Source organism: Dickeya poaceiphila, assembly GCF_007858975.2.
In the GTDB taxonomy this organism is placed as follows: Bacteria; Pseudomonadota; Gammaproteobacteria; order Enterobacterales; family Enterobacteriaceae; genus Dickeya; species Dickeya poaceiphila.
In genome coordinates, this window is sequence record NZ_CP042220.2 from 2,405,369 (window position 1) to 2,418,375 (window position 13,007).

11 protein-coding genes and 1 pseudogene are annotated in these 13,007 nt (G+C 49.6%); 6 read left to right on the forward strand and 6 right to left on the reverse strand.

Annotated features, from left to right (window positions below; translation table 11 throughout):
• Positions 1 to 198 precede the first annotated feature (198 nt).
• The 3 genes and pseudogenes from Dpoa569_RS10685 to nfsA all read right to left on the reverse strand — a co-directional run bounded on the left by Dpoa569_RS10685 (position 199) and on the right by nfsA (position 1,885).
• Positions 199 to 678 (reverse strand): YbjN domain-containing protein, encoded by a 480-nt coding sequence (locus Dpoa569_RS10685; RefSeq protein WP_042870178.1) that lies wholly within the window; start codon positions 676 to 678, stop codon positions 199 to 201.
• A gap of 137 nt (positions 679 to 815) precedes the next feature.
• Positions 816 to 1,088: pseudogene (locus Dpoa569_RS10690) on the reverse strand (ATP-grasp domain-containing protein); the annotation flags it as partial.
• Between the two features lie 74 nt (positions 1,089 to 1,162).
• Complete coding sequence (gene nfsA / locus Dpoa569_RS10695) at positions 1,163 to 1,885, reverse strand: oxygen-insensitive NADPH nitroreductase (RefSeq protein ID WP_042870175.1); 723 nt, start codon at positions 1,883 to 1,885, stop codon at positions 1,163 to 1,165.
• Between the two features lie 454 nt (positions 1,886 to 2,339).
• Here nfsA and Dpoa569_RS10700 point away from each other — a divergent pair, with 454 nt between their 5' ends.
• Positions 2,340 to 2,597, forward strand: a complete 258-nt coding sequence (locus Dpoa569_RS10700; protein WP_042870173.1) for a GrxA family glutaredoxin — start codon at positions 2,340 to 2,342, stop codon at positions 2,595 to 2,597.
• Between the two features lie 170 nt (positions 2,598 to 2,767).
• Here the strand turns inward: Dpoa569_RS10700 and Dpoa569_RS10705 are convergent, their stop codons facing one another.
• Complete coding sequence (locus Dpoa569_RS10705; protein ID WP_042873882.1) at positions 2,768 to 3,139, reverse strand: inner membrane protein YbjM; 372 nt, start codon at positions 3,137 to 3,139, stop codon at positions 2,768 to 2,770.
• A 348-nt stretch (positions 3,140 to 3,487) separates the two neighbouring features.
• On the opposite strand from Dpoa569_RS10705, the gene Dpoa569_RS10710 reads away from it, so the two are divergent.
• Both Dpoa569_RS10710 and deoR read left to right on the forward strand, forming a co-directional pair.
• Complete coding sequence (locus Dpoa569_RS10710; protein ID WP_042870171.1) at positions 3,488 to 5,176, forward strand: aspartate:alanine antiporter; 1,689 nt, start codon at positions 3,488 to 3,490, stop codon at positions 5,174 to 5,176.
• A 447-nt stretch (positions 5,177 to 5,623) separates the two neighbouring features.
• Positions 5,624 to 6,394 (forward strand): DNA-binding transcriptional repressor DeoR, encoded by a 771-nt coding sequence (deoR, locus tag Dpoa569_RS10715; RefSeq protein WP_042873881.1) that lies wholly within the window; start codon positions 5,624 to 5,626, stop codon positions 6,392 to 6,394.
• A 56-nt stretch (positions 6,395 to 6,450) separates the two neighbouring features.
• Here deoR and Dpoa569_RS10720 read toward each other — a convergent pair whose 3' ends face one another.
• Positions 6,451 to 7,656 (reverse strand): serine hydrolase, encoded by a 1,206-nt coding sequence (locus Dpoa569_RS10720; RefSeq protein ID WP_042870167.1) that lies wholly within the window; start codon positions 7,654 to 7,656, stop codon positions 6,451 to 6,453.
• A gap of 521 nt (positions 7,657 to 8,177) precedes the next feature.
• Between Dpoa569_RS10720 and Dpoa569_RS10725 the strand changes: the two genes are divergently transcribed.
• Both Dpoa569_RS10725 and Dpoa569_RS10730 read left to right on the forward strand, forming a co-directional pair.
• A complete protein-coding gene (locus Dpoa569_RS10725) occupies positions 8,178 to 8,996 on the forward strand; it encodes an alpha/beta fold hydrolase (protein WP_146411325.1) in 819 nt (272 codons plus the stop codon).
• 466 nt (positions 8,997 to 9,462) lie between these two features.
• Positions 9,463 to 10,080, forward strand: coding sequence for a glutathione S-transferase family protein (locus Dpoa569_RS10730; RefSeq protein ID WP_042870165.1), 618 nt, complete (start codon positions 9,463 to 9,465; stop codon positions 10,078 to 10,080).
• 67 nt (positions 10,081 to 10,147) lie between these two features.
• On the opposite strand, the gene Dpoa569_RS10735 is transcribed toward Dpoa569_RS10730, so the two are convergent.
• Complete coding sequence (locus Dpoa569_RS10735; protein ID WP_042870162.1) at positions 10,148 to 11,272, reverse strand: PQQ-dependent sugar dehydrogenase; 1,125 nt, start codon at positions 11,270 to 11,272, stop codon at positions 10,148 to 10,150.
• 290 nt (positions 11,273 to 11,562) lie between these two features.
• Between Dpoa569_RS10735 and rimO the strand changes: the two genes are divergently transcribed.
• Positions 11,563 to 12,966: a 30S ribosomal protein S12 methylthiotransferase RimO gene (gene rimO / locus Dpoa569_RS10740; RefSeq protein ID WP_173024001.1), complete on the forward strand. Its 1,404-nt coding sequence runs from the start codon at positions 11,563 to 11,565 to the stop codon at positions 12,964 to 12,966.
• Positions 12,967 to 13,007 lie beyond the last annotated feature (41 nt).

A 13,007-nucleotide genomic window follows, 5' to 3' on the forward strand; every position in this document is an offset into this window, starting at 1 on the left:
TAACCGCACTGTTACGCCCGTACCAGACCGGAACACAAAAAACGGGTTTTATCGATTATTTATTCACAATTTATCTATGTGCTGCGTTATCAGACGACAAACTCAGAAAAACATTTGGTTTAACCAATAAAAAACCGCATTAAATGCGGTTTTAAAAAATAAGAAAAGCTGATGGTCGGTTATTGATCCATAACGCAATCAGTGCAGGCTTGAGGTATTAAAACGCTCAGCAGGGCTATCTTCTTCGTCCCCCAAAAACAGCAGATTGTTGGCGCTGGCTTCCAGAATCACCATAGAAAGCTGCTGCTCAGCCTGTTGCATGAAATGGCGGAACTGCTCCAGCGTCATACCGGCACCAGCGCTGAATGTCTGGCACACGATCAATTTAGGCAGGTTGTCGTCCTGAATATCAAGAAACGCCTTGGCCGTCAGCGAACTGGCGTTGATCTGGCTCAGGTTGCCCACCAGCGGAATCAACGCGGTCGGTTTTACTTCAGCCAGTGCAGAAAACAAGATGACGCTGTCGGCCATGTCAATCTTGGCGTCGAATACGCCGTCAAAATTCTGCATATGCGGCAAATGTAATGCCTGACAGGAATCACATTCGAAATAAATAATGCCCAGTTGATCCAGCCACCGCCGAAGCAAATTCAAATCAGGGACGATGATTGAATCCATATTGATCGCCTCATATTCATGGAAATAAAAAAACCTGACCTACGCAATGCCAACCAGAGGTAAACACTGACTGACCACGACAGCGCGTTTACACGCCGGATTATAAGCTCACGCTTGCGTCTGGACATTCACCCTGATCAGGCCGAACGGGATACGGTGCGATGATATTGTTCAATGTACTCGATCATCATCCCTGCAATATCCAACCCGGTTGCGGTTTCGATACCCTCCAACCCAGGTGACGCGTTGACTTCCATAACCAAGGGTCCTCGCGCCGAACGCAGTATATCAACACCCGCTACATTCAGTCCCAATGTTTTTACGGCCTTGACCGCAATTGCACGCTCCTGCGACGTGATGTTCACCCTGCTGACTGACCCGCCCTGATGAAGGTTGGAGCGAAAATCGCCACCTCGCATAACCGCGTGCAGGAATAGAGAGAGCCGTCCTGTGACAGAATGGCGATTTTCATAGCGCTCAGGTACTATCGGGTGGCCCAGCCCTGCTGCCGCAGGTAGTCCAGCATGAACGGACGGCGCTCCTTACTCAGCGTACGCCGGATTTGATCGCTCCAGCTATCCATGCGCTGATTGCTATCACGATGGCGATAGTATTCAACGATATGCTGGTCATATTCCGCCAGCACGGCGCTATCCAGCGGCTGATAACGGTTCTCGTGCACCACCAACGCCGCTGGCAAACGCGGCTTAAGGTCCGGTTGCGTTGCCGCATACCCAATACATAATCCAAATAGCGGTAAAACGTGCTGTGGTAACGCCAGCACGCGAGTGACTTCGGCTATTTGATTACGTACTCCGCCGATGAAGACACCCCCCAGCCCCAGAGATTCGGCTGCCACCAGCGCATTCTGCCCCATCAGTGCCGTATCAACGCAACCGAGCAGTAACTGTTCCGCTAACCCCAGTTCAGCCTGTGGGAAGATTTGCTGATGACGATTAAAATCGGCACAGAAAACCCAAAATTCCGCCGCCTGCCCAACCCAGGGTTGTTCACCCGTCAAATGCACCAGTTGCGACCGTAACGCCCGATCAGTAATACGGATAATCGAGCTGCATTGCAGAAAACTGGAAGTTGAAGCACTTTGCGCCGCGGCAATAATGGCATTGCGCTGCTCATCATTAAGCGATTGTTCGGTAAATGATCGGATGGATCGATGCTGGCGTAACAACGAGATGGTTGGCGTCACGTTAAATATTCCTGATGCACAATGTTGAAATAACACATACCCCGATACAAAATTTCATTTCCGTCGAGGCATATAAGTCGATAACCGTACTGTCGCCCGGTCATTATTCTGTTGATAAAACGACCATTAAGGTTATGCCCCTTGCCTATATCGTGCGATTTGCCCCACACGTCAGGACGCTTAAAACGCTATCACCGCACGCCATTAAAGAGACAACGCTAGTATAGGTCAGACCAGAAAGCAGACCAATGCCATTAGCGATTTTAAGCAAGGTACACGGTGAGTATGGCGGTATTCGGCCAATAGATGGCGCTGATTGGTGCAACAGGCAATGACGACTTTAGATAACCCCAGATTACAGGCATAGTAATGCAGTTGGCTAAGAACCGTTTACAATAGGAGTATCGCTGATTACAGCGATACCCAGACAAAATGAGTAGTTTAAGGAGTTCACATGTACGCAGTTATTTTTGGTCGTCCTGGTTGCCCTTATTGTGTCCGTGCCAAAGAATTGGCTGAGAAGCTGACCGAAGAGCGTGACGATTTTAATTACCGTTATGTTGATATTCACGCCGAAGGCATCAGCAAAGACGATTTGTCCAAAACGGTGGGAAAACCGGTAGAAACCGTACCCCAGATTTTCCTGGATGAAAAACACATTGGCGGCTGCACTGATTTCGAAGCCTACGCCAGAGAACATCTGTTCCAGTAATCCCGTTTTTACGGCAACAAGGCTGCTGCGAAAAACACAAAGGCGCTAACTGCGCCTTTGTGTTTTTCTGCCAGTCATCGCTCGCCCCTAAATACCAGCGTTACCGTGTCATCAGTTACCGGTATCCATCGTATCCGCCGAAAATATAGTTTCTGGTAAAAATAAAATGTTTAGCAAAAATAATGCAGGCCGACCGCACGCAAAAACAGGAAAGCCAATGCCCCCATCAAGCACCAAAACGCCGCTCCGCTGACATAAGCCAGCTCCTGCCAGAACGACAGGCTGGAAAAATGCCACACCTGCAGCACCAGCAGGCAAAGAGGCATGGCCAGCAATGCGCCTGCTAAGGGATAACGCAAGCGCCGATTACGCGACAGGTAGCTCGATACCATCCCTGGAAGTAAAAACAACAACATACCGGGGTCCCCATGAAAACCATCTTCCAACGACGTACCCACAATACGCATCTTTTGACTGAGAAATACCAGCGTAAACAAGACAAAACAGCTGACTACGCCCAACCACCCTCTGTTACCTGTCATGCGAACCTCCCCGAAATAGAGTAACGCCACGCATGACGAGCAACGATCATCACTCACCTCAATCATGTCGCGGTAAACAGCCCTGATGGGACAAAACGCCAACGATGCGCTGATTTATCAGCCTCATCGGCTGTTTGTCCGTCGGAGAAATCACTAAAATGGCGCAACCATATCGGACGGTATTCCCCGTCTTTTGAGGCATTGCCGGATAATGAATAACGGGGTTCACGCTTTTCTTAAATCGCCATATTGTCATTCAGACATGGCCGGAACCTCTTTAATGAGGTAAATTTAGTTCAAATTACTTTTTATATCAATAAGTTAACGGTAAACAACAAGTTACATTCCATGAATATAAACGTCGCTGATTTGTTAAACGGGAATTACATTCTGCTGTTGTTTGTAGTTCTCTGTTTAGGTCTTTGTCTGGGAAAATTGCGGCTTGGTTCGGTGCAACTCGGCAATTCCATTGGCGTTCTGGTAGTGTCGTTGCTGTTAGGACAACAGCATTTCGCTATCAACACCGATGCGCTCAATCTCGGTTTTATGCTGTTTATCTTTTGTGTTGGCGTGGAAGCCGGACCTAACTTTTTTTCGATTTTTTTCCGCGACGGCAAAAATTATCTGATGCTGGCATTGGTGATGGTCAGCAGCGCATTATTGATCGCCCTGATGCTGGGTAAGGTATTCGGTTGGGGCATCGGCCTGACCGCTGGTATGCTGGCAGGTGCCATGACGTCAACGCCAGTGCTGGTAGGTGCAGGAGATACGTTGCGCAACACCATTAACCTCGGCCCGCAATTGTCGATGGCGCAGGAGCAACTGAGCCTCGGCTATGCGCTGACCTATCTTATCGGTCTGGTGAGCCTGATTTTCGGTGCCCGATATCTGCCGAAACTGCAGCATCAGGATCTGCCGACCAGTGCACAACAGATAGCCCGCGAACGTGGTTTGGATGCCGACAGCCAGCGCAAAATTTACCTGCCGATCATTCGCGCTTATCGGGTCGGGCCGGAGCTGGTAGCCTGGGCCGGTGGTAAAAACCTGCGTGAGCTGGGCATTTACCGTCAGACGGGTTGTTACATTGAACGTATCCGCCGTAATGGCATTCTGGCGACACCGGATGGCGACGCCGTGCTGCAATTAGGGGATGAGATAGCGCTGGTGGGATATCCGGATGCCCATGCTCGCCTCAACCCCAATTTCCGCGACGGCAAGGAAGTATTTGAGCGCGAGCTGCTGGATATGCGGATCGTGACAGAAGAAATTGTAGTAAAAAACCATAATGCCGTGGGTAAACGCCTGAGCCAGTTGAAACTGACCGATCATGGCTGCTTCCTCAACCGCATCGTTCGTAGCCAGATCGAAATGCCGATCGATGACGGCGTAGTCCTAAACAAAGGGGATGTGCTGCAGGTCAGCGGCGATGCCCGCCGGGTGAAAAGCATTGCTGACCGCATCGGTTTTATCTCCATCCATAGCCAGGTCACCGACCTGCTGGCGTTTTGTGCCTTTTTCATCATCGGTATCATGGTCGGGTTGATCACCTTCCAGTTCCGCAATTTTTCCTTCGGCATCGGTAACGCGGCAGGTTTGCTGTTTTCCGGCATCATGCTCGGTTTTTTACGCGCCAACCACCCAACCTTCGGTTACATCCCGCAGGGCGCACTGAATATGGTGAAAGAGTTTGGATTGATGGTGTTCATGGCAGGAGTCGGGCTAAGCGCAGGTAGTACTATTAACCACAGCTTTGGCGATATCGGCATCCAGATGGTGTTTTCCGGGCTGATTGTCAGCCTGTTGCCGGTTGTTGTCTGCTTCTTGTTTGGTGCTTATGTGCTGCGCATGAATCGGGCGTTGCTGTTTGGCGCCATCATGGGGGCGCGTACCTGCGCACCGGCGATGGAGATTATCAGCGACGCCTCCCGCAGCAATATTCCAGCACTGGGGTACGCAGGAACCTATGCGATCGCCAACGTGTTGCTGACACTGGCCGGTTCGTTGATTGTGATTATCTGGCCACAACTGCCCGGTTGACGTCATTTTGTAAATCAACGTCAGTTTTTTTTTGAATCACACAGAACTTTTTTCCAAAGGTAAAGTCTGAATTAGTGCCACTGCTTTTCTTTGATATCCCTGAATTGAGGAGCCCGTCGTTCACGCCGGTTAGGTTCAAGAACGACGGGCATTTTCTTTTATACCCGTCAAACGTCAAATTGCAGGTGCGTTGGCTTTATTACTCGGTCTAATAAGGTCTGGCACGTTATAACATTTGCACGATAGATTTGCGCCCTACATTCCATGAGGTTATATTTCTACCCCATCTCTGAGAATAATCAGCACATATTGTCTGCGGTTAATCATCCCAGTGCTTTTCTTTTCACCCTATCATCTATCCTGATTCAGTCATTACCATGACGGATGACGTAGTGCGTGGTGGATATTCTGCATCGGGCACGTCTGACAGGCATTATTGAGGAAAACATGGAAACGCGTCGCGCAGCAAGACTCAACAAACTGGCTCAGACCTTAAAAAAAACCGACAAATTACATCTGAAGGATGCAGCGCAACTGCTTGGCGTCTCTGAGATGACAGTCCGACGCGACCTGAGCGCCCGGCCAGATGCATCGGTGGTACTGCTGGGCGGCTACATAGTCTGTGATCCAAAAGCTAACAGCGCCAATAATTATGTCGTTTCTGATCAACAGGCCAAACATGTTGTAGAAAAGAGCATCGCAGGTGAACTGGCTGCCGCCTGTATCGAACCAAACGATACACTGTTCTTCGACTGCGGTACTACCATACCTTTCATTATCGCCGCTATTCCAGACGACTTGCCGTTTACCGGTATTTGTTATTCGCTCAATACCTTTCTGGCGTTGCAGGGCAAACCGAATGGGCGGATTATTCTGTGCGGCGGGGAATTTCATCCTGACAATGCCATTTTTACTCCGCTAGGACACCAGCACGAACTGGACCAGATCTGTCCGACCAAAGCTTTTATTTCAGCAGGGGGAATTGACACGGAGGCTGGCGCAACTTGTTTTAATTTCGCCGAACTGGCAATGAAACACCGCGCCATGGCGTTATCTCAACAGGTGATTTTAATCGCAGACAGTAGCAAATTCAGCAAACGCAAACCCGCGCGCATCGGTGCACTGACTTTATTTGATATGCTGATTACCAACCGTACGCCGGACACTGACATCGTGCACTATCTCAAAGCCAACAACATTCAGTTGATCGCGCCTTGACCCATCGCCGCAGTTGCCCCTGCGGCTCAGCCAGAAGACTTGCAATCTCCAGTCGGTCAACCGAATAGACCGCCAAACCAACCGGATAAGGTCATCAATATCCTATCCCACAAGCGACCAAAGAACCCCGCCTCCGGTATGTCGTCCATCACCACCAGTGGCCGTTGGCCGATACTGTTGCCATCCAGTTGGAAATCAATGGTCCCGACGACCTGCCCTTTCTTCAGCGGTGCTTTGAGCTGCGGTTGCGTCAGCGTGAAGCTGGCCTTCAGGTTTTTCATCTGCCCTTTCGAAACGGTTAGCGCTGCATCCTGTGCAACACCCAATCGGGCCTGGTTTGCTGTACCCAACCACACTCGCCGGATGGTAAAGGGCTCATCACTGCGTACTGGTATTACTGTTTCAAAAAAGCGAAATCCCCAGGCTAACAACTTTTCACTTTCCCGAAAGCGTACTGCATCAGAGGACGTGCCCAGTACAACCGAAATCAAGCGCATATCGCCATCAACAGCAGAAGCCACCAGACTGTACCCTGCGCCACTGGTATAACCGGTTTTCACGCCATCCACATGCAAATTGCTGCTCCACAGCAAGCGGTTTCGGTTTGGCTGGCGAATATTATTGAACGTAAATTCTTTTTCACTGTGCAACGCGTATTCGACCGGTACATTGCGGATCAACGCCTGAGTCAGGTGTGCCATATCGCGGGCCGTGCTGTACTGCCCCGGCGTATCCAAACCATGCACAGTGAGAAAATGGGTGTTCGTCAACCCAAGGGAGGCCGCATACTGGTTCATCAAACTGACGAACGCATCCTGACTACCTGCAACATAATCCGCCAGAGCGATGCTGGCATCATTGCCAGACTGGATCACCATCCCTTTATTGAGATCGGACACCGGAATCTGGTCACCCGGTTTAAGAAACATCAGCGATGATCCGCGTAGCGCTGGGTTACCATTAGCCCAGGCGTCTTTTCCAACGGTCACGCTATCTTCTGGCTTAATCTTACCGACTTTGATCGCCTGACCAATCACATAGCTGGACATAATTTTAGTCAAGCTGGCGGGATCCAGTCGGGCATCAGCATTCGACTCCGCCAGCACTCGCCCACTGGCATAATCAATCAGGATAAAAGCTTGAGCGTCAATTTGCGGCGGCGGCATCTGCTCCGCCCGAAGCACCGGAGAAACCGTCATCAGCACCGTGGCAGCCACAACGACGACGCGTCCCCAGGAAATGCGAGGTGTCATTCTCTTCATGCGCGTGGTCCATAACGTGTTAAAAGTGAGGATCTTCAATCAGTTTACTCACTCCAGATGGTACAAGGTAGCCGGTCATACCTGAGAATAGAATCGTTAATTCTGTAAAGTTCGTCAAAAAAGACAAAAAAACCAGCAAAACCTGTATGAGCGCACAGTCAGACTCACTACTACCAGATGATAATGTCAGCGTTTACACCACTACAGCGCCATCGCTCCTACATTCCTGTCGAACTAATGAAAATTACTGACGAAATAGTCTTGGCATAGCACTTAGTTCAGCATTTTCAATCTGCTATTTCTTTTTAGAAAGCTTAATAGTGCAAATAAATTAGATGCCATTTATCTCATCCCAAATAATGTGATAAATTAATCGTGTCAATATATTAACAAAAAGCATAATTCCTTTATTCCTTAAGCTTTTTAAGAGGAAGGATTATTAATCCGGTTAAATCTCAATACTAAAAATGGTCTAACGATAGCGCCATGCCCCTGGCCGGGCAAACAAAAGGGACTTTATCATGTCAATAGAAAAATGCATTGTCACATATGACTCATGGAAAATATATGTTGAAAGGCATATTTCCGATCCTGCACATGAAACCATTATTATGGTTAACGGAGCACTATCGACAACGGCGGCATTCAAAAACACCGTAAAAAACCTCTCCAGCAGATATAATATAATTCTTTTTGATTTACCGTTTATTGGTGAATCGTTGCCTTACAACACGCTGGATAGAGTCATAACTAAAAACGATGAAGTCAATATTCTGCTTCATCTCATCGATACATTTGAACCGGACCACCTCCTGTCGATCTCGTGGGGCGGACTGTCTTCAATGCTTGCCTTGTCGCATAAGCCTAAACAGATCAAGAAAGCCGTAATCGCGTCGTTTTCAGCACATCTTAACGACAAAATGCGCGATTATATTCAACGAGCCAAGTATTACATCCATTCGAAGGAATTTGAAAAAGCAGCAGAGTTGCTCAATAATGAAGTAGGTAAATTTTTACCACCTTTATTAAAGCATATTAATCTAAAGCATATATCCTCCATGAGCGAGTTCGCATTTCAGCAGGTTAACTTCCATATAGACCAGGTACTCACGCTTAAGGAAGATAACTATATTGAAATATTTAAAGACATTAATGCTGAAGTGCTTTTCCTGAATGGTGAAGATGACGAATACACTACCGCTGACGATATCAAAAAAATGGAAAAGTATATCAACTCTTGTGAATTTACTACGATTCCTGAAGCCGGTCACTTTCTCGATCTTGAAAACAGGAAAGCAGCAAAGCAAGTAGCAGAAAGAATAATATCATTTTTCGCATAACGAAAAACATACTGCCAGGTCCCTGAATAATTTCAGGGTCTTGGGTATGACATAAATTATCAAATAATATTAATTTATCGGCGACATTCGAGATTATCAGCACGGTTTTTCAATCAGTTCGCCGATGAACGGAACCGTCAACAAAATACCTTACCATTCATCTTTGAGCCACCAGACCGAGCCAGATTCAAAAGAAGACCGTTCATCCCATAGTCTCATCCGCCTGAACCGACACATCTCCCACTGTTGTTGTCCCCCTGTCCTGTTCCCACCAATTTTTTATCATTGTTATCTATCCGGTATTGGCAGTTGCGTTTTTATCCAGCGCTGCTGGTTTATCACCTTGTCATAATCAGTGACATCACACCGTTGCGATGGATATAGTGACAACGAGCTAATACTGCCCGAACAGCGTGATACCCCGCTGACTTTTAAGCACCAAAGCAACACAAAGGAGAGTAATGCGATGTTGATAATCTGGGGTCGTGAAAATTCGACCAATGTGAAGAAAGCGCGCTGGTGCGCAGCAGAACTCGGACTGGCGTATCAGCTGGTGCCGGCAGGAGGACACTTCGGACGCAACCACGACCCTGATTATCTGTCCATGAATCCCAACGGGTTAGTCCCCTGCTTACAGGACGACGAGCTGGTGCTGTGGGAATCACACGCCATCGTGCGCTATCTGGCTGCACAATATGGCCAGGGGCGTTTCTACCACGCTAACCCGAAAATCCAGGCCAGCATCGACAAATGGCTGGACTGGGCAACGAGTTTCACTGATCCATACAAGAAGGTATTCATCAATCTGGTACGCACCGCCCCGGAAAAACGCAACATGCAGGATGTCGATGCCGGGATTGCCGATTGCGAAAAATTATTCAGTATTGCTGACACCATACTGGCAAAGCAGCGCTGGTTGTCCGGCGACGAATTCGGTATTGGCGACATCCCGATAGGATGCATCGCTTATAGTTGGTTCAACCTGCCGATTAACCGCCAGCCTCGCCCACATCTGGAACGCTGGTATCAGCAATTGACCGAACGGGACGCATTCCGCCAGACCGTGATGCTACCACTAACCTGATATCACCGCGTGCGCCCACTTTCGGGCGCACCTGCACAACAAGGTACATCAGCAGCAAAGCGTTTCATCACTCAGCCAGCCCAATCTTCAGCAATTTACCGTCATCCTGGTCAGTCAATACATAGAGATAGCCATCAGGCCCGACTCGCACGTCTCGAATACGCTCGTTCCGCTCTGTCAGCATACGCTCTTCGGAAATGACACGATCCCCCTCCAGCGATAACCGAATCAGGCTGGTGCCAGACAGTGCACCGATAAATAACGAATGCCGCCAGGTTGGGAAACGACCACTGTTATAGAATGTCATGCCGCTGATGGCTGGTGAGACTTTCCAGTAATAAATCGGATTGGCGGCATCATCTACCTCCATTCCCTGAGACTCCGGAATTTTCTGCCTTGAGTAATCGATGCCATAAGTCGCCAGCGGCCAACCGTAATTTTCTCCCGGTCGGGGAATATTCACCTCATCACCGCCTCGTGGGCCGTGCTCACTTTCCCACACATCACCAGACCACGGATTAAGCGCCAGTCCCTGTGGATTGCGTAATCCGTAGGCCCAAATCTCCGGTCTGGCCCCGGTATGATTCACAAAGGGATTATCAGCCGGAACTTGTCCATCGGGCGTGAGGCGTACCAGCTTCCCCTGCAAGCTACCCAGATCCTGGGCCAGCATACGTTGCTGATTTTCACCCAATGCAATAAACAGATAGCCTTGCTTATCAAACACCATTCGACCGCCAAAGTGCGCACCGGTCGAACGTTTCGGCAATTGCCTGAAAATCACAGTGAAGTGGTTAAGCCGCTGCATATCATCCGACAGCACGCCATATCCGACTGTCGTTCCCGCCAGTCCTGCTGGCCCTGACTCAGCATAACTCAGGTATACGCGACGATTCTGGCGAAAGTTTGGTGACAACACCACATCCAGCAAACCGCCCTGCGAATAGGCAAACACCGCCGGGACGCCGTCAATCGGCGCTGATACCCCCTTCCCGGTCTGCCAGTACCGCAACTGACCTGAACGCTCAGTCAGCAACAATCCCTGATCGTCTGGCAGAAACGCCATCGACCAGGGGTGATCAAGATTATCCTGCAACACGGTTACTGTCGGCGCAGCAAACAGCCTCACAGAAAACAACCCCCCCGCCGCCAACACCAGCAAGGTAAAACAACGAAAGCGGGACAAAAGCATGTCAATTCTCCCTGTTATTGGTGATGATAATCAGAGCACCGCATACCAAACGACACAGAATGCAAAACAACTCGTAAAACCAGGCTACCCGTAAAACCAAACTACTCGCATGTTGAACCCGACCACCAGGTAAAGTTTACTCAAATTTGCATCTTTTTGATGTCATCAACGACAGTCACGGCTACACCACGCTTGCTGGTTGTTTTTTCATCGCACAGGACTGTTTCCTGACGATGATTCAGGTATAATCCGCCGCATTTTTCCGCCCCAACCCGATGTTATGAGACGCTATGACTGTTAACACCTTCGATCCATCACAGACCACCACACTGTCGGCACCGCAAAAAGCGCTGAGCGATCAATCCGCGGGTACCAGCCAGGATCAGTCCCGCAAGATTGGCTTTGTCAGTCTCGGTTGTCCGAAAAACCTGGTGGACTCGGAGCGCATCCTGACTGAACTGCGTACCGAAGGGTATGAGGTTGTACCAAGCTACAATGACGCCGATCTGGTGATCGTCAATACTTGTGGCTTCATCGATAGCGCAGTACAGGAGTCACTGGAAGCTATTGGCGAAGCGCTCAACGAAAACGGTAAAGTCATTGTGACCGGTTGCCTGGGTGCAAAAGAGAATCACATCCGCGAAGTGCATCCAAAAGTGCTGGAAATCACTGGTCCGCACAGCTATGAGCAGGTTCTTAACCACGTGCATCATTATGTCCCGAAGCCGGAACATAATCCGTTTACCAGCTTAATCCCGGCGCAAGGCGTAAAGCTGACGCCACGTCACTACGCCTACCTGAAAATTTCTGAAGGCTGCGATCACCGCTGTACTTTCTGTATCATTCCATCGATGCGCGGCGATTTAGACAGCCGTCCCATCGGCTCTGTACTGGATGAAGCCAAACGACTGGCAGAAGCGGGAGTGAAGGAGCTGCTGGTCATTTCTCAGGATACCTCTGCCTACGGCGCCGATGTCAAACACCGCACCGGGTTCTGGAACGGTCAGCCGGTGAAAACCAGTATGGTCAGCCTGTGCGAACAATTGTCAACGCTGGGGTTGTGGGTGCGCCTGCACTATGTTTACCCCTATCCGCATGTGGATGACATTATCCCGCTGATGGCGGCTGGCAAGGTGCTACCGTATCTGGATATTCCGTTGCAACACGCCAGCCCGAAAATCCTCAAGCTAATGAAACGCCCCGGCGCGGTGGAACGTACTCTGGAGCGCATTAAGCGCTGGCGCGAGATATGTCCTGACCTCACCCTACGTTCAACGTTTATTGTCGGCTTCCCCGGCGAAACCGAAGACGATTTCCAGATGCTGTTGGATTTCCTGCAAGAAGCGCAGTTGGATCGCGTAGGTTGTTTCCGTTACAGCCCGGTTGAGGGCGCTGCGGCAAACGAACTACCGGATCAGGTGCCGGAAGACGTGAAAGAAGCACGTTACCATCGTTTCATGCAGGTACAACAACAGATTTCCAGTCAGCGTCTGCAGGCTAAAATCGGGCGAGAACTGAACGTGCTGATCGATGAAGTGGATGAAGAAGGAGCCATCGGTCGCAGCATGGCGGATGCACCGGAGATCGATGGCGCGGTCTATCTGAACGGTGAAAAACGGGTCAAGGTTGGCGATCTGGTTACCGTGAAGATTGAACACGCCGATGAATACGACTTATGGGGCAGCCTGGTCTGATCCCCTGCTAACCGGCTGGATTACCCCCTGGCCGGTTCTTC